Consider the following 17,959-nt stretch of genomic DNA (forward strand, 5'->3'; position numbering starts at 1 on the left):
GAGGTGTTTTTCATCAGCATCAGGGGCAGGCTAAACCGACAGGCCCCACATTTCATGGGTTTCGCGCGCAAGCTGCTCACGAAAATCCGGATGGGCAATATCAATCAGAGAACGCGCCCGCTCCCTTATCGACTTGCCGCGCATATAGGCCACCCCGTATTCAGTCACTATGTAGTGCACATGGGCTCGGGTGGTCACGACCCCAGCCCCCGGCGACAGCACAGTACTGATGCGCGACAGCTTGCCACCACAGGCCGTGCTTGGCATGGCAATGACCGAACGGCCACCTTCCGACAGCCCGGCGCCGCGGATAAAGTCCATCTGCCCCCCCACACCGGAGTAGATGCGGGTACCGATGGAGTCGGCGCACACCTGACCGGTCACATCCACCTGCAGCGCCGAGTTAATCGCCATCACCTGTGGGTTGCGGCGAATAATCGCAGTATCGTTCACCTGCTCGATATCGAGAAAGGCCACCTGCGGGTTGTCATCGACGAAGTCGTACAATCGGCGGCTGCCAAGGGCAAAGCCGGTTACCAGCTTGCCGGGGCAAAAACGTTTGTGACTGTTGTCCACGACCCCGCGCTCCACCAGGCTCAGAATGCCATCGGAAAAAAGCTCGGTATGCACCCCAAGGTGCTGGTGATTGCCAAGGCAGCCGAGCACCGCATCGGGAATGCCGCCTATACCCATTTGCAAACAATCGCCGTCGCGCACCAAGGCCGCCACATTGCGGCCAATCGCCTGACTCACGCCATCGGTCGTGGCGAGCGCATGCTCGGGCAGCTCCATCGGCGCTTCAAAAATCGCATCGAAACGGCTTAGAGGGATAAAGCTGTCACCGTGGGTGCGGGGCATTCTGGGATTGATATGGGCAATGATTTTACCCGCCACCTCGCAGGCTGCGCGGGTCGCCTCCACCGAAATGCCCAAGGAACACATGCCGTGCTTATCCGGCGGCGACACCTGCACTATGGCAGTATCGATGCGCTGCTCGCGGCGGCGAAACAGCTTGGGCACTTCAGATAAAAACACCGGCACATAGTCGGCTCGGGCCTCGGCCAGCAGCGCCCGGGTTGGCCTGCCGCCAAAATAGCAGCGATGGCGCAGATGCCCCTCAAGCTCGGGGCCGCTCAAACACTCGGCGTGCTCTGTATGTAGTTGTAATAGTGTGAGATTAGTACGGGTCAGCGCGTGCTCGGCCAGCGCTTCGAGCAAGAGTCTCGGGGTCGCCCCCATGGAGTGGGTCCAGATAAACTCGTCATTATCGATTAACGACACCGCCTCAAGAGCAGTGGCACAGTACTTGGGTACCATCGGGCTTCCTTGATGATTCAGACTTAGCTGTTATAGCAGCATTTTTTAGCGCACATGCCGATCTTGATCATGTTTTGGCCGGCGTGGGAAAAATCCCTTTCTCCCACCCCAAAGCCTGTGCACTTAACGGCGGCTAATCAGAGTTTGGCTTTCAGCCGTAGCTCACAGCTTGACTTCCAGCCCCAATGTCAGGGTACGACCGGGCTCAGGCATGGCCACCACTGAGCCTGCCGACACTGTGTACCTGTTGGTGAGGTTGGTGAGCGAAGCATAGACTGCGTAGTTTTTGCTGAAGCGATAGTCGGCATAAAAATCGAGCTGATAGCTTGATGGAATGCGCTGCAGCGCGTTGGCGCCGGTGCCCGACAAAAAGCCCCCCGGATGACGCTTGGCCGAATGGCCCTTGTAGGTCAGGCCAAGCTCCAGCGCATCATCAAACAGTTTTTTGCCCACGCTCACCACCAGATTCTTTTTCGGCGGAATACGCAGCGGCGTCAAACCACCGGAAAAACCGGTTTCGTTGCAGGTATCCACGCCTTCGGCCTCTGCAACCAGGGTCGAGCACATCCGGACATCGGTGTAATAGGTGTAGGATGCGCGGGTAGTCAGCCATTCACTGTCGTATTCAAGCTCTGCCTCTATCCCCGGTAAATCAAATTTATCGTAGTTGGTAAAGGTGTAAGCCTGCTCCCAAGGGTTGGCGCCGGGCTTTTTGCTCGGTAAAAAGCCGGTGGCTATCATGTCGTTGATGCGGGTGTGGAAGTAGTTTACCCCGAGCGTCAGCTCATCGGTGCTGCCCAAAAGTTTGGTGAAAACACTCTCAATACCGGCTTCAAATAGCTCGATATTTTCTTCGCTGATGGGGTAATCCGGCGAATAGGAAAACACCTCGTTCGATACGGTCGATTCGTAGAGGCTTGGCATACGGTAGGCGTTGCTGTACTTGGCCTTCAGCGCGGTGTTAGTAAAAAGCTCATACACGGCTTCCAGGGTCAGGTCGGTTTTAGGACCGAACTCCAGGGTATTGCTTATCTGAAAATCCTCATTGACCGAATCATGGTGGTTGAGGTTTAACGACAGCGCCAAGTCAGCCAGTTCAAGGTGACCATTGGCGAACACACTGCGTTTGGTCTGCTTGCCATTGCGCGACGTTGGCTTGAGGTTTTTATTCGCAGCCGCATGGCGACGTTTGAAGATGTCCTGCCAGTTGTCGAACGGTGAAAGGGTTTCATCCTGCCAGGACGCGCCATACATCAAGGTCAGCGGCACAGTGTCGGTGAGCTGAATTCTTGAGGTGTTAAACAGCCCCACGCCATGGCGCTTGTTATCGTACTGGTGAAAATACTGACCCGCGTTGGGGCCAAGGTTACTGCCAAGGGCGTTGTACTGCTCAAGCTCGGCATCGGTGTGCCACAGATTTAGCTGCACATCCCAGAGCGGATTGTCGCTGGCGCTGAACTTGTACAGCACATTGTAACTTTGCACATCGGCCGTACCCGGTTTCCACTGGGGCATGGTTTCCACGCCTTCTGGAATTTCCTCTGAGTGCCACTGGGTTTTACCGTTTGCATCGACCGTGGACCAGAATTTGGAATCGCCAGCGCGCTGCTTATGCCAATAGGAGGCCAGCATTTCGCCCGCTTCCTGCTGATGCAGGCGACTGCTTATTTCAAGGGAATGCTCATTGGTAAAATCGATGCCAAGCTTGGCAAGGTAGGACTCGCTCTCAAAACTGGTATTAACCACCTCACCTTCGGGATTGACCGGCGGCAGATCGCGGATAACTGTGCCATTCCATCCGATTCGCTGTTCAACAAAAGCGTCATAGCCGTGTTTGCCGGCAAAGTAATTGCCCATGCGCTTATCACTGAAGGCAAGCAGCGCATTGACCTTATCGAGCTGCATAGCGGTAGCCACCATCACCCCGCCGCCAGAAAAATCCAGGCTGCCGGGCTTTTCATGCACCTCGTAATATTGCTGCTGGTGAAAGTCGCTGCTGACGTCGGGCATGTGATTATTGTTGTGGGTTTTAAGCTTGACCAGGGCGCCAAACTGCTTGCCGTCACCGACCACATCGGCAGCGCTCAGGGTACGGATTTGCACTGTGCCGCCAATGGCGCCGGCACCAAAGGCCGACCCCTGACTGCTGGGGCCCATTTCCAAATCGAGATGGCTAATCAGATCTGTGTCTATGTAAGTTCGGTCCGACGTCCCCATGTAACCACGGTTGGTATGGGTCGATTGCAGACTGCCGTCGATAAAAATCTGCACCCGGCCCTCACCCTGCACGCCGCGGATACCTATATCCAACGCGCCGGCTTCGTTACGCAGGTTATTGGCTTCAACGCTGGTGTTGGTCGAAAAGATATCGGCGTTGGAAATCCCCTTGGTGTGATAGGCCTCAGCCAGATTTCGCTGCTGTTTGCCGTTAACGACGATAACTTCGATGTCTTTGTCTTTTGGCTGTTTTTCAGTGTCGGCCGCAAAGCCGGCGTTGGGAAGTGTGCTGGTGAGCAAGGCGGCGATGGTCAGTGAGAGTCTTGAAGGTTCCATAAACGGTCTTGTTGGTTATCTAATAAGCCCGTAGATGATAGTGATTCTCATTTGCATGACAATGCATTTTACAAAGGTAAGTGATTCGTTTCATTTGTTAATCAACTGATTTTTAAATGATGAGACAATTCGGCTACCTGCTATGCCATGAGTGAGAGCGCAAGCAAGTCAGTCAACAACAGATCCATTTAAAACAATGGCATAGCGGTTTATGCCGGCAGCAAATTTCCGCTCAGCGACAGCGCCGCCAAGTCGTGTAAACGCAAACGAATGAGTCGTGTAAACGCAGGAATGAGCAGCGCCAGTCGCTGCTCATTGGTGGCTGATGAAGTAAAAGGGCGAAGCTGCCAGCTTGCTCGGTTCTGCTTTCTCGAGACAGGCAGAGCTCGCTCGGCTCATGCTCAGCTTGCTCGGTTCAAGCTCAGCTTTCTCGGCCAAGGCCGCGCCAAACCGCCTCAGCTCTCGTTAAGCAGCTGCAGGCTGGCAAATTCGCGGTATTGCGGGCTGGTTTCCAAAAGCTCGGTGTGGCTGCCTTCGGCAATGATTTTGCCCTTGTCCATCACCAGAATACGGTCGGCGTTGATTACAGTGGCGAGGCGGTGGGCGATGATAAGGCTGGTGCGGCCGGAAATGAGGCTATCCAGTGCTTCTTTCACATAGCGCTCGCTGACTGCATCGAGGGCACTGGTGGCTTCATCCAGCAGTAATACCGGGCGGCTTGCGAGTATCGCCCGGGCGATGGCGATACGCTGCTTTTGGCCGCCGGAGAGTTTTACTCCGCGCTCGCCAAGATAGCTGTGGTAACCCTCGGGCATGGCCTCGATAAACTCGTGGGCGCGGGCGGCCACACAGGCAGCCTTGACCTCATCGAGGCTTGCATCCACCTTGCCGTAGCGCACGTTCTCCAGCACTGAATCGGCAAAAATCACCGACTCCTGGGGCACCAGCGCAAAGGCACGGCGCAAGGATTGTAAATCGGTCAGGGCGATGTCGGTGTTATCAAGGTAAATCGCGCCGCTGTCCGGGGCATAAAAGCGCCCAAGCAGTTGAAACAAGGTGCTTTTACCGGCGCCGCTTTCCCCCACCAGCGCCACCTTCTCACCGGGTCGGATATGCACCGAAATATTATCCAGGGCTCTGATGTCAGTGCCGGGGTAGCTGAAACTCAGCCCCTCGATGCGGATATCGCCGGCAAGATTATTGGGAAGCTTCATGGGGTTGGCGGCAGCAGGAATATCACTCAGCGCTTCACTCAGTTCTTTTAAACGCTCGGCGGCGCCGCTGGCCCGCTGCACATCGCCAATCACTTCGCTGATGGTCGCAGTAGCACCCGCCACCAAGAGGGCATAAAACAAAAACGCCGACAGCTCACCGGCGCTGATGGCGCCGCTCATCACATCCCTTGCGCCGACCCAAATCATCAGGGCGATGGCGGCTATGGTTAAAAACATCACTCCGGCGATAAGCAGCGCCCGAAACTGAATCCGTCTGCCAGCGCTGCCAAGCACCTTGGTAAGCAAGCCGCCGAACTTGTCTCTGTCCACCTGTTCGTGGGTGTAAGACTGCACTGTGTGGATTTCATGCAGGCTCTCATCGATATAGGCTCCGAGATCGGCCACCCTGTCCTGGCTGTCGCGGGAAAGTGCCCGCACCTTACGACCAAAAATCAGAATAGGCACCAAGACTGCAGGCACGGCCACCAGCACCAGCGCCGTGAGTTTAAGGCTGGTAATGGCCATCATCAAAATGCCACCAAGAACAGACACAAAAGAGCGAAGTGCCATGGAGAAGCTGGAGCCAATCACGGTTTGCAGCAAGGTGGAATCAGCGGTAAAGCGGGAAATCACTTCGCCGGTACGCAGCTTGGCGTAAAAGGCCGGAGGCAGGGTCAACAGGTTATCGTACACCCGGGCGCGGATATCATTACTCACCCGCTCGCCAAGCCAGCTCATCAGATAAAAACGGCAAAATACAGCACTGGAGCTGATGGCGGCGATGCCGATGAGCACCCAAACCAGCTGATTGAGCCTGTCGACGTTCCCTGCCACAAAGCCTTCATCCACAATGAGTTTTACCCCCTGCCCCAGCGCAAGCCAGGCCAGCGAGCCAATCAGCAGGCACACAAGGGCGATGATAACCCTGAGTTTATAGGGGCGTAAAAAACCGCCAATCCAAGCAACGACATTGCCGGACGGTATAGTGACGGTTGACGAGACAGGAGCGGATGCATCCGGCAATGGGGACTCCAGCGGGAAGTGAGAAGGGCTTGCAAATCAATATGTGGGCGATGCGGATAAAAAACAACCTTGGCCGCTTTTTCAAGACAGCCAAGGTTGCATCTATCATACAGTTCCCGCTTCAGGGTCTGGCAGGTGCTGCGGCCGAAACCGAGCTTTCCAGCTTGCTGCTATCGCCCCTGTGGCCATCCTTTTGCCACTGAATATCCAACAGCTCGCTGCCGCTCAAGGCAAAGGCCTGACCAAAGCCTTTCACGTACAGCCCTTGCTTGGGGGTTAAGCGGTACAGGTTAAAGTCGGCAAGCTGAGCCAGCCCTTTTGGCATATCGCCGAAGCGCTGCGCCAGGGCATTCACACCCGCCTCAAACTCGGCGCTGTCACGCGCGATTGCCTCGGCGGTGACATCGAAGGTCAGACGGCGGCGGGCAAATACGGTTTTTGCCTCCGACTCATCTTCCAGCAGCATCACCGAAACCTGGCTGCTGTCTTTAAGGTTCTTGCCATGGCGAGCGATATCACTCACCAGAATGTAAAAGCCCGCCTCGGTCAGGGCAAAGGGCGAGTAGCTGGCATTGGGGATGCCGTCGCTGTCCCGGGTCGCCAACTGCAGCGTTTGACGACTGTGTTTGAAGGCATCGATTTCCGGCAGCAGCCGCTCTCTTAAACGCTCATCTTTTTGGGTGTGATCCATGATTATTCCTCCTCGGCTGCCAGTAAGCTTCGCAGCGACAGAAATTTATCCACCTGCCCGGCCAGCAGCTCCCCGGTTTTATCCCGCCCCAAATACAGCTTGAAAATCACGCTGCCGTCGGCGGCGAAAAAACAAAAGTGATGACTGTCGCGTCCACGCAGAGGGCGGCTGATAAGCGCCACCGCAGCGAAACTGTCCGGCTTGATATGCCCCTCCAACCCTTCGCCTTTCTGGATAAGGTTGTAGTAGCCGTGGCCCGGCTTACCTATGGGAAAAGGCCCTTTAAATTCAAATACATTGCCAGCCACCTGAATGATGGCGGTCATGGGGCCCCAGCTGGCAAGCTCGCTCAGCAGCGCTTCTATGCCCTTGGCCGGTGGATACCAGGCCACCAAGGTTTCAGCCATGGCGCTCACCACCTCAAGCTCGCTGATATTCAGCTGGCGCGCCGCATCAGCAAAGCCGATGGCAGGGTTTTCACTGAACAGTGCCGCGATAGCGGGATTGTGATTCGATTTCATCGCCACCTCAGAAGCTGTAAGCCAGACTCAGCTTGATATTGCGGCCGGGCTCATACAGGGTTTGCCAGGCTCGGCGATACATTTCATCGCCTACGTTTTCAATGGCAAAGTCGACCCGGGTGCCTGTGAGGCTGCCGGATTGCGGCTGCCAGCTCAGGTACAGATCCCACAGGGCATAGTCCTCGTAACCCGGCACGCTATGCCCGGCCGGAACCTCGTTTTGGGTTGCCACGTACAGATAGCGGGTGCCGAGTTTCATATCGCCATCCATGATGGCGCGGGACAAATCCAGCTTGAGTTTGTTGGCAGGCATGCCCTCGATGTAGCTGCCATCGAGCTTGTCTTTGCCGCGGGTCTCGCCGTAGCTGAAACCAAACAGGGTATCGCCGTAACGGTAGCTGCCTTCAAACTCAAATCCGCTGAGTCTGGCTTCACCCACATTGTCCCAGCGGGTGTATTGCTCAAGCCCCGGAATGCCCATCAAGGGGTCAGTTACCTGCTGCACAATAAAGTCGTCGATATCGTTGCGAAACATGGTGGCGCTTAAGTGCAGCTCATCGTCGCCGGCAAGGTTGCTGAAATTCAAATCGGCCTTCAGCTCTTTGTTTTTGGCCTGCTCTGGACGCAGATTTTCGTTAATCTGGAACTGGTTACATAGCCCCTGGGGTAGAAAGCCCGGAATAGGCGGAATGCAATAATGGCTGCCGCTGGAGTACATTTCCTCCACGCTGGGGGCGCGGAACGCCTCATCGTAACGGGCGCTCAGGGTAAGCCAGTCTTCGGCTTGCCATACCAGCCCCAGGCTCGGGCTTAAGGCATCGTCCGAGGTGGCGCGGTCGAGGTTGATGCTCTTGTTATCGAAGCTGTCGTATCTCAGCCCTGCTTCCACAATCCAGCGCTCGGTGAAGGCGTAACTGGCGGATGAAAACAGTCCAAATACCTTGGTCTCGCCGTCGATATTGCCGGGGCGCTGGCCGCTTTGACCGCTGTCATCCCTCAGGGTTTGCATTTGGTCGCGGTAACCATCGGCGCCCAGCAGCAAGGTAAGCTTTCCAAGCTCGCTCTGGTTAAGCAGGCTAAAGCCCAGGGTGTCGTAGTCGGTATCATCAAACTGATTGCGGCTGACCCTGTGCTCCTGATATTGACTCTGGTTTTGATACAGCTGGGCGGTCAAATTCAGCCAGTCGTTGTTTTGCGGCGCCAGGCGGTATTTAAGATTCACGCTGCTGTCTTCGGTGTTTCGCTGCACCAGCGGCACCGAACGGCTCTCGGCGGCGGCCGGATTGCTCGGCACTAGCTCATTAATGTCGCTCATGCGGGCGATCAGCTCCAGGCGCTGACTGTCTGAAATACTCCAGCCAAGCCGTGCCAGGCCATTTTTGCTGCGCGATGCGCTGTGAGCCAGGGCTTCGCCACCGCCAATCTCGATATCATCACTGTCGCGGTAACTGCCGCCGAGCAGCCAGTCTACGGCGCCGCCACGGCCGTACAGGCCAGCCGATGAGCGCATGGCATCGCCATTGGTTTCAAAGCCTTGCTTAAGGTAACCGCCAAAGTTGTCGCCTTCATCCAAAAGCTCGGCCACCGACTTGGTGTTCATGGCCACCACGCCGCCGATGGCACCGCTACCCCAAAGGCTGGAAGCTGCGCCGCGCACTACTTCAATCGATGACAACAGCTCAGGATCGATAAAGAAGCTGCCTCTGTGACCGGCCGAGACATTCTGGCGCGCACCATCAATGGTTTGCAGCACCCGGCTGCCGGAAAGGCCCCGAATAGCCACGCCCTGGCTGCTGGCTCGTGGACCATTACTGATTTCGACGTTGGCCTCACCGACCAGCGTCTGGGCCACAGACGCCGCCTGCTGCTGTTGCAGAGCCTCGGTTTCTATCACTGAAATATGCCGCCCGGTCAGCTCAACCGGTACCTCGCTGCGGGTGGCCTGCACCACATGCAGCGGCAATTCGGCAACGGCTTTTTGTTCAGAAGCAGAGGCTTGGCCTTGCTCTGCATTGGCGGTGGAGGTTGTCAGCGCGGCAAGAACCGCCAACGCCAGAGAGGATTTGTGCATGCTGTTTACTCCGCGTAATCGATGCCAGGTGGCCACGGGCTTCTATCCGGGTGGCTGCTGGCAATTTTTTATCGCAAGCACAATATCTGAGTATTCACTTTAGATCAAATAATAATTATTATCATTTGCATTGTCGTTTATATTGATCAAGATCAATCCTTTGTCGCATCACGCCGGAGCCCCTATGAGACGTTTTACTGCCACATATTGCTTGCCACTGCTTGCCCTGTTTGCCCCCCTGACCATCCCGGCACATGCCGCTGATACTGTCAGAACAGGCTTTGTCAGCCCTGATACAGCAGCAACCGAAACCCCGGCCAGCGCCCAGCGGATCATCAGCGCCGGGGCCGGTGTGACTGAGCTTATTCTGGCGTTGGATGGCGCCGGACTGCTCGCCGCTGTGGATGTTACCAGCACTGTGCCCGCCAGCCTGAACGCCTTGCCAAGAGTCGGCTATCACCGCCAGCTTGGCAGCGAAGGTTTGCTCTCTCTGGGCGCCTCTGTGCTGATTGGCTCCGAAGCCATGGGCCCCAAAAGCACCCTGGATACAGTGCAAAGCGCAGGGCTTGAGGTGATGGTGCTGCCCACAGCCACCGACGCCAACACTCTGGTAGCCAACATTCAGGCCCTTGGCGAAAAGCTGGGTAAAGCGGAGCAGGCCAATGCGCTCAGTAAAGGGGTTGAAGATCGCCTCAATGCGCTGAGTAACACCCAGGTGAATGGTCGGGTTTTGTTTGTGCTGCTGCAATCAGGCCGTCCGGCCCGGGTAGGCGGCAAAGGTACCGCCGCCGACAGCATCATAAAGCTCGCCGGTGTGAACAATATCGCTGACTTTGAAGGCTACCGGGATGTATCGGCCGAAGGCCTGCTGATGATGGCGCCAGAGCTTATTCTGGTGGCCAGCCGCGGCGAGGCAGAGATTTCCGCAGCCACCCTGCTTGAAGAAATTCCGCTGCTCGCCCATACGCCAGCCGGTGAGAAAGGGGCAATCCAGGTGCTGAGCGCCGCCGCCCTGATTGGCGGTGTGGGGCTTGGCGCCATCGATGCGGCCGAAGCGCTGCAAGCCCATTTTGTACGGAAAGATTGATATGCACTCTGCCCCAACCTCGACCCGCAAGCGGCTGACAGTGCCTTTGCTGCTTGGGCTGCTTGGCCTTTGCAGTTTGGTGTCGCTGAGCACAGGTCCACTGGCGATTGCCCCGCTGCATGCCCTTGGCGGGCTGCTGGATACCTTGCTGCCATTCGAGCTTGCCAGCCTTGCGCCCCACGAGCGGCTGATTATCGAAAATGTGCGGCTGCCACGCACCCTGCTTGCCATGGCAACGGGCGCCATCCTCGCCATGTGCGGCGCCGTGATGCAGGGGCTGTTTCGCAATCCGCTGGCCGATCCGGGGATCATCGGCGTCTCCTCCGGCGCTGCGCTGGGCGCCGCCATTTGTCTGGTGCTCCTGCCCACAGCCCCCGCCATCAGCGTGCCTGTTTTTGCCTTTATGTTTGGTCTGGCAACCACAGTGCTTATCTACAAACTCGCCAGCCACAGGGGCAGCACCTCGGTGGTGCTTTTGCTGCTGGCGGGGGTAGCAGTGGCGGCACTCGCCGGGGCTGGCATTGGGCTTTTGAATTACATCGCCAGTGATACCGCACTGCGGGATTTGAGCCTGTGGCAGATGGGCGCCATCTCCGGGGCCAATTGGCACTATGCCATCCTCACCCTGGTCACTGTGGTGCTGCTTTATGGGCTGCTCAGACGTGATGCCAAGGCGCTGGATGCACTGCTGCTTGGCGAGAGTGAAGCACGGCACCTTGGCATAGATACCCAAAAGCTGAAGCGGCGTTTGGTCATGCTGTGCGCCCTTGGTGTGGGGGTAGCGGTGGCAGCCACCGGCATCATAGGTTTTATCGGTTTGGTGGTGCCTCATCTGGTACGGATGATAAGTGGTGCCAGCCATCAAAAACTGCTGCTGCAAAGTGCCCTTGCAGGCGCCCTGCTGCTGGCACTGGCGGATATTCTAGCCCGCACCCTGCTGGCCCCCGCCGAAATGCCGGTGGGCCTGGTCACGGCGCTGCTGGGAGCACCGTTCTTTATCTTTTTGCTGCTCAAACAGCGCCACAGACTGGGTTAGGAGAAAACAGATGCTGACGGTTTCCAATCTTAGCTTCGGCCCCTCTCATCAAAGGGTGCTGAGTGATATCAAGCTGTCGCTGCAACCGGGCAAGGTGTATGGCCTGCTTGGCCCCAATGGCGCGGGCAAGTCGACGCTGCTGAAACTGCTGTGCCGGGAACTTATCCCAAGCAGCGGTGACATTGCGCTGGATAATATTGCGCTGACAATGTGGCCAAGGCTTGAGCTCGCCACCCGCCTCGGGGTGCTGCCACAGCAAGCGCAGTTGGACTTTCCGTTTCAGGTGGCAGAAGTGGTTGAAATGGGGGCCTATCCACTGTCGCTGTCACAGTCGCAGCTTGCAGGCTGCGTCAGCCAAAGCCTTGCTGCCGTTGGCCTTGACGGCTTTGAGGAGCGCCAATATGGCAAACTCTCCGGCGGTGAGCGCCAACGGGTGCAACTGGCACGGGTGCTGTTGCAACTGAGTCAAACCGACAGGGGCATTCTGCTGCTGGATGAACCCACCTCGGCGCTGGATCTCGCCCACCAGCATAAGGTGCTTAAGCTTGCCCGGTGCCTTGCCCGCGAACGCAATTTTATCGTGGTGGTGGTGCTGCACTGCCTGAACCTTGCCGCCGAATACTGCGATGGTATTCATGTTCTCGATAACGGCAGGCTCAAACTCAGTGGCAGTCCGGATGAATGCCTGACACCGCAAAATATCCATGCCGTGTGGCATTATCAGCCGAGCCGCTTTGTGGCGGAGGATGGCCGAACGCTGCTGTTCTGACCCGCTGCTGCTTTGGCCCAGCTTAGCCGCTGCGTTGTTTCCTGATAGGCAGCCTGCTTAGAAACCGGGAAGCAATAGCATCAAAACCAAGGGATAGGCTTCTACGCTCCTGATTCAATGGCTTTCATCCGGCCACGCTTTGTGGCCATTCCCCCATTTCAAGGAGAAAGCCACATAATGGAACCTTTATTTGTATCAGCCCGATCGCTGATGCTCACCAGCCTGGCTGCGCTGGTGCTGAGCGCACCTGCCTTTTCGGCAAACAGCCTTACTGGCAAAGCCGAATCAGAGATCGCTGAGATGTCACTGAATTCCCCCGATGGCAGCATTCAGGCCACCCTGAGTTATGGTCAGCAGCTCGCGCTCAGCGCCAGTATCGATGGCACCAAGGTGCTGCTGCCCTCCACTATCGCCATGAGTTTTAGCGACGGACGCGCTTTCGGGCCAGACGCCGAGCTTAAAGGGCAGCATCGCGGCAGCAAAGATGAGATTATCCGGCCGGAAGTGGCAGTGCGAAGCGCCAGTATTCCCAATCAATACAATAGCCTGACGCTGGAGTTCACCCAGGGGTTCGACCTGGAGTTAAGAGCCTTCAATCAAGGCATTGCCTACCGCTTTGTCTCCCATCTTAAGGGCAAGCGCGAGCTTGCCAGCGAGCAGAGCGAGTTTCAGTTTGCCTCAGGCAGCTTTGCCTATTTCCCCTACGAAAAGCACTTTCGCACCGCCACCCAACCCAGCTTTACCCCGGTGGCGGTCAAGGCCATCGATGGTGATGAGCTTGGCAGCCTACCAACCTTGGTGGTGGCAAACGGCATCAATGTGCTGCTGACAGAAACCGACCTGCAAAACTACCCCGGCCTGTGGATTAAGGGTGATGGCAAGGGAGGCCTGTATGGCGTGCACCCTCAGGATTTGGATAAAGACGGCAAGGAGCTTAGCCGCATCGCCACAATTGATGGGCCGCGAAGCTTCCCCTGGCGCATTCTCGGCCTTGCCCGCAGCGACGCTGCGCTGATGGACAATCAGCTGAGTTATCTGCTGTCCGAGCCCTCCCGCATCGACAAGCCAGACTGGATTAAGCCCGGCAAAATCGCCTGGGACTGGTACAACGAAAATAACCTCAAAGGCGTGGATTTCGACGCTGGCATCAACACCCAAACCTACAAGTACTACATTGATTTTGCGGCCAAGTTTGGCATTGAGAACATTCTCATCGACGATGGCTGGTCGACCCACGAAGATGTGCTCACCGTACTGCCCGGCATCGACATGCAGGAAATCATCCGCCACGGCAAAGCCAAGGGCGTAGACGTGCAGCTGTGGGTGCCCTGGAGCGGGCTCGACAAGCAGATGGAAAAAGCGATGAAACGCTATCGCGACTGGGGCATCACCGGCCTTAAAATCGACTTTATGAACAGCGACAGCCAGTCGATGGTTAATTTTTACTGGCGCGCCGCCGCCATGGCCGCCAGGTACCAGTTGATGGTGAACTTCCACGGCTCATACAAACCAGCCGGTATTCATCGTACCTACCCCAACGTGATGACCCGCGAAGGGGTAAAGGGGCTTGAAAACCACAAATGGTCCAACGTGATCACCCCAACCCATAACCTGCACCTGCCCTTTATCCGCATGATTGCCGGCCCCATGGATTACACCCCGGGCGCCATGCGTAACGCCCACCTTAAAAACTTCAACAGCGTGTTTTCACGCCCCATGAGCCTTGGCACCCGTGCCCATCAGCTCGCCATGTATGTGCTGTACGAAAGCCCGCTGCAAATGCTGGCCGATACCCCCTCAAGCTACCTGGCCGAACCTGACATTCCGGCCTTTATCAGCCGCATTCCCACTGTGTGGGATGAGTACCGGGTGCTGCACGCATCCATAGGTGAATACCTGATGCTGGCGCGGCGCAGTGGTGACAGCTGGTATATAGGCGCCATGACCAATGAGCAGCCGCGCACCCTCGAAGCGAGCCTCGATTTTTTGCCAGCAGGCAAATACCGCCTGAGTCTGATGCAGGATGGGGTGAACGCAAGCCGCCACGCCGAAGACTATCGCTTCAGCGAGTCAGTGATAGACAGCGGCGCCCCCCTTACCATTCCCATGGTGGGCGGCGGCGGATTTGCGGCCATACTGACGCCGCTGTAATCGGCAGTTGCCTAGAGAAAAGAGAGCCAAAAGAAAAAGGAACCAAAAGAAAAGGGAGCCGTTGGCTCCCTTTTCAATTCCAGCTTCGTACTTACGTCAGGCATGTACTTGCGCCAGGTATGCACTTGCTCCGGATATGCACTTACGCCAGGTACGCAAGGGCTTGCTCCAGGTCGGCTATCAGATCTTCACTGTCCTCCAGCCCAACTGAAATGCGCATATCCCCCAATGACAACCCCATGGGCTCGAATTGCGCCGGAGTCATCTCTTTCAAATAGCTGATGGCCGGGGCAAAGATCAGGCTCTCGTGGCCACCCCAACTGACCCCGATGCGAAACAGTTTAAGCCCATTCACAAAGCCCTTGATGGCATCAAGGTCGGTCGATGCGAGCCGAAACGCCATCAGGCCGGTAAAGCCGCGCATCTGCTGCCTTGCGAGCGCATGTTGCGGGTGCGACTCAAGCCCGGGGTAACTCACCGACGCCACCTTGGGGTGGGACTCAAGATACTTGGCCAGCTTCAGCGCCGAGGCCTGATGGCGCTCAAGCCGCAGCGGCAGGGTGCGCAGGCTTCTCAGTAAAAACCAGGCCTCCATCGGCGCCATCTTGGCCCCCAAAAGCTCAAACTCGTTGGCGATAATGGCATCGATTATTCTGGCGCTGCCCATGAGCACACCGCTGACGATATCGCTGTGGCCGCCAAGGTATTTGGAGCAGGAGTGCACCTCCAAATCCACCCCCATGGCCAGCGGCTTTTGATACACAGGGGTAGCCCAGGTGTTGTCTATCATGCTGGCTAAGCCCCGCGCCTTCGCAAGGGCAGCGATGGCAGCGATGTCCTGCAAGCCGAACACCCCGGATGAGGGGCTCTCAAGATAAATCAGTGTGGTGTTTGGCCTGATGGCGGCAGCTATCTCATCGACTTCGCCGCCGACAAAACTCACCTCAAGCCCAATGCGGCTGTTAAGGTAATCATCCAGCAAGCGCACCGAGGGGCCATAGGCGTTACGCACGCAAATGATATGGCAGCCGGGGCGAACAAAATGCAGTATGCCTGCGGCAATCGCGGCCATGCCAGAGCCAAACAGCTTGGCCTTGTCGGCGCCCGCGAGCTGGGCCAGTTTTTGCTCGGCCTGCACCACGGTTGGGTTATGACCACGGGTGTAGATGGCGTTATTTATCTTGTCATCGAAGGCGCTGTCGATAGCCTGCCAACTGGCAAAGGTGAACAGCGAGTTTTGATAGATGGGCGGCACCACGGCGCCAAAGGTTTCGCTGGCAATGGCATCGTCATGGCACAGGGCGGTGGCAAGCCCCAGCGGGTCTGTTGCAGAGTCCTTCATTGTGTATTCCTGAAAAAGGCCGGGGTTATGCAGGTCTGATAAACCCGGCCCAAGGCAAGGCTTAGAGCGACATTGGCAGCGGCGCTTTGCCATCCCAATACTGACTCATCAGCTCTGCCCCATTTTTAATAAGCCGGATTTGCTGCCCATCGCCCTTGCGCTCGGTGCAGATATCAAAGTCATCATCAAAGGCGCGAATATGGCGCAAACACATCTTATCCCAGCTTTGCGGCAGACGGGGAGCCAGGGTCATGGATTTAAAGCCGGTGGGCTCGATGGCAAACAGCCCCTCGGTCACGACCCGCGCATAAAGCCCTGATTCGGCTGACAGATGGCGCTGGCCACCCTCGGGCCAGGCCTCCACAGCGTAGGGCACGTGCTCACCGAGCAAACGCCGCTGGCTGTAATATTTGAAATAGGCCATGGCAGTATCGGTTTCACCGGCGGCGAAAATGCCGCGAAACGCATACAGGGTTGCCCTGTCCCAGAAGGTCTTGTCGCCGGACTCGGTGTAGATGCCGTTCTCGTTCCAAAGCTTGTCTGACAAGAGCGCAGCCAGAGTGCCAGGCTTGCGCTCATCAAACCCCATCACCAGCGGCAGCGCAATCCAGGCGCGCAGCTTGTCGTTGCCATCGTAATATTGATAGGTATCAAAGCCTTCCACCGTAGCAGCAAAGTAGCTGTCAATGGCAAGGCGCAGCGTAGCCGCCTCAGCATCCAGCCCTTTGGCGGTATCTTCCTGCCCCAGCGAGCGGTAGAGATTCGCTGCCGATTTAAGCGCAGCGAAGCCGAGCATATTGGTGCTGAGGTTCACCTTGCCCGCCGGGAAACGGCCTTCGAGCTCATCGGTGTCGGATGCGATAACTCCCTCGGGCGTCTTCTGGCGACGGTTGTACTCAAGGCACCAGTCAATCAGAGGTAATAGCTCTTTCGCCTCGGCCACGCTGCCACGGGCCAGCGCATAACGGCCGGCACCATAGGCCACCATGGCGCAGTCGCCCCTGTCCCCCACGCCAGCCCAGATATCCTTACCTTCGGCGATGATGGATGAGGGCAGTGGGCGGTAGTCAGGATTCATAAAACGGGCGAAGTGCCGGAAACTGTTCATGGCGGAGTGATTGCCGTTGGCATCGCCCAAAAACGGAAAGAAGGGGTTTACATATTCGGCCTGATCGTTGGCCCAGATAGCGGCGTAGTAGCGGCTGCCGCCTGGGCCGTGCATCAGCCCACCACGGGTGCGAAAAATGCTTTCGGTCGCCCGCAATTTGGCAAAGGCAAACATCTGGTTTATCACAGGATCCGGCGTCTCCAACACCAGATTGCGATTAAACTCAGCCACTTTGGCGGCGCGTTTTTTCAGGGCATCGGTTGCCATATCGACATTGAGCCCGGCAAATCCCGGCTCCTGCTCGGCGCGGCCACTGAAGCGCAGCGCAAAGGTCACGGCCTCACCTGGGGCGAGAGTGAGGGTAAGCGGCTGCCCGCCATTAGCCTTGGCCGCCGGGTCAAAGGCGCCCTCGAGGGTGAGTATGTAGCTGCCATACACGCCTTCGGCGGCCTTGGTTTGCTCCTGCTGCGAGGGTAGATTTACCGACAAAGAGATAGCCTTGTCACCACGGTTTTTAAGCTGGTACTGCTCGTAAAAACTCGCCTCTGTGACGTCCGGTGCCATAGAGACAGACAGCTGCAACCCGCCGCCTTTCTTGGCTTCAAGCGCTTCGGTTTCCAGCGCCTCAGCCTCCAGGATCAGGGCGCCATTAAAAGCGACCTTACGCAGCTTGAATATCTGTAGCTTATCGCCAACGCGCACCTCAGGCATGGCATCGAAATCGCGGATAAGGCTGGCGTGGGTGTCGTTGGGAAGGGTGCGCAGCATGGGCCACACCAGTTTGCGCGACAAGATAAGCGAGCCATCCGCCGCCGCACCATAGCGGATAATGGCCGCAAGCTGCTCGCCAGCCATCTCCAGATGATCTTCATGGGCATCTGCCACCTGCCACTCAATACCCGAATCATTAATCTGCCAGCGGTCTTGGGGCGTGGGGAGCTCTGGTACAGCGACGGGCTTGACCTGCGGCCGCGTTTGAGCCTGGGCAGGGGTGAGCAGCGGGGATAAAAGGCAGCACAATGCCAATGCAAGGGAGCGGCGCATGGTTGCAATCTCCATAGGGTTATTTTAATTGG

General features: G+C 57.1%; 12 protein-coding genes. 4 read left to right on the forward strand and 8 right to left on the reverse strand.

All coding sequences use genetic code 11. From position 1 onward, the window contains the following. Window positions 1-30 precede the first annotated feature (30 nt). The 6 genes from STH12_RS13810 to STH12_RS13835 form a co-directional block, all read right to left on the reverse strand. Entirely contained in the window at window positions 31-1,317 is a 1,287-nt protein-coding gene (locus STH12_RS13810; protein WP_126168075.1) for an acetyl-CoA hydrolase/transferase family protein, read from the reverse strand. A 162-nt stretch (window positions 1,318-1,479) separates the two neighbouring features. Further along, window positions 1,480-3,870 (reverse strand): TonB-dependent receptor domain-containing protein, encoded by a 2,391-nt coding sequence (locus STH12_RS13815; protein ID WP_126168076.1) that lies wholly within the window; start codon window positions 3,868-3,870, stop codon window positions 1,480-1,482. A gap of 455 nt (window positions 3,871-4,325) precedes the next feature. Further along, a complete protein-coding gene (locus tag STH12_RS13820) occupies window positions 4,326-6,107 on the reverse strand; it encodes an ABC transporter transmembrane domain-containing protein (protein ID WP_126168077.1) in 1,782 nt (593 codons plus the stop codon). A gap of 121 nt (window positions 6,108-6,228) precedes the next feature. Then, window positions 6,229-6,798 carry a heme utilization protein HutZ gene (hutZ, locus tag STH12_RS13825; protein ID WP_418856583.1) on the reverse strand — a complete coding sequence of 190 codons (570 nt, stop codon included), beginning with the start codon at window positions 6,796-6,798 and terminating at the stop codon, window positions 6,229-6,231. A 2-nt stretch (window positions 6,799-6,800) separates the two neighbouring features. Further along, window positions 6,801-7,319, reverse strand: coding sequence for a heme utilization cystosolic carrier protein HutX (gene hutX, locus STH12_RS13830; RefSeq protein WP_126168079.1), 519 nt, complete (start codon window positions 7,317-7,319; stop codon window positions 6,801-6,803). Between the two features lie 7 nt (window positions 7,320-7,326). Next, on the reverse strand, window positions 7,327-9,390 hold the full coding sequence (locus tag STH12_RS13835) for a TonB-dependent hemoglobin/transferrin/lactoferrin family receptor (RefSeq protein ID WP_126168080.1): 2,064 nt from the start codon (window positions 9,388-9,390) through the stop codon (window positions 7,327-7,329). Between the two features lie 184 nt (window positions 9,391-9,574). Between STH12_RS13835 and STH12_RS13840 the strand changes: the two genes are divergently transcribed. The 4 genes from STH12_RS13840 to STH12_RS13855 all read left to right on the forward strand — a co-directional run bounded on the left by STH12_RS13840 (window position 9,575) and on the right by STH12_RS13855 (window position 14,433). Continuing rightward, window positions 9,575-10,477, forward strand: a complete 903-nt coding sequence (locus STH12_RS13840) for a heme/hemin ABC transporter substrate-binding protein (protein ID WP_126168081.1) — start codon at window positions 9,575-9,577, stop codon at window positions 10,475-10,477. 1 nt (window position 10,478) lies between these two features. Continuing rightward, on the forward strand, window positions 10,479-11,513 hold the full coding sequence (locus STH12_RS13845) for a FecCD family ABC transporter permease (RefSeq protein WP_126168082.1): 1,035 nt from the start codon (window positions 10,479-10,481) through the stop codon (window positions 11,511-11,513). A 10-nt stretch (window positions 11,514-11,523) separates the two neighbouring features. Continuing rightward, on the forward strand, window positions 11,524-12,282 hold the full coding sequence (locus STH12_RS13850) for a heme ABC transporter ATP-binding protein (RefSeq protein WP_126168083.1): 759 nt from the start codon (window positions 11,524-11,526) through the stop codon (window positions 12,280-12,282). Window positions 12,283-12,459: 177 nt separating this feature from the next. Continuing rightward, window positions 12,460-14,433 (forward strand): glycoside hydrolase family 97 protein, encoded by a 1,974-nt coding sequence (locus tag STH12_RS13855; RefSeq protein ID WP_164551212.1) that lies wholly within the window; start codon window positions 12,460-12,462, stop codon window positions 14,431-14,433. Window positions 14,434-14,575: 142 nt separating this feature from the next. Here STH12_RS13855 and STH12_RS13860 read toward each other — a convergent pair whose 3' ends face one another. Beyond that, on the reverse strand, window positions 14,576-15,775 hold the full coding sequence (locus STH12_RS13860) for a trans-sulfuration enzyme family protein (RefSeq protein ID WP_126168085.1): 1,200 nt from the start codon (window positions 15,773-15,775) through the stop codon (window positions 14,576-14,578). 61 nt (window positions 15,776-15,836) lie between these two features. Beyond that, on the reverse strand, window positions 15,837-17,927 hold the full coding sequence (locus tag STH12_RS13865; protein WP_126168086.1) for a hypothetical protein: 2,091 nt from the start codon (window positions 17,925-17,927) through the stop codon (window positions 15,837-15,839). Window positions 17,928-17,959 lie beyond the last annotated feature (32 nt).

The organism is Shewanella khirikhana, from assembly GCF_003957745.1.
GTDB classification, from domain to species: domain Bacteria; phylum Pseudomonadota; class Gammaproteobacteria; order Enterobacterales; family Shewanellaceae; genus Shewanella; species Shewanella khirikhana.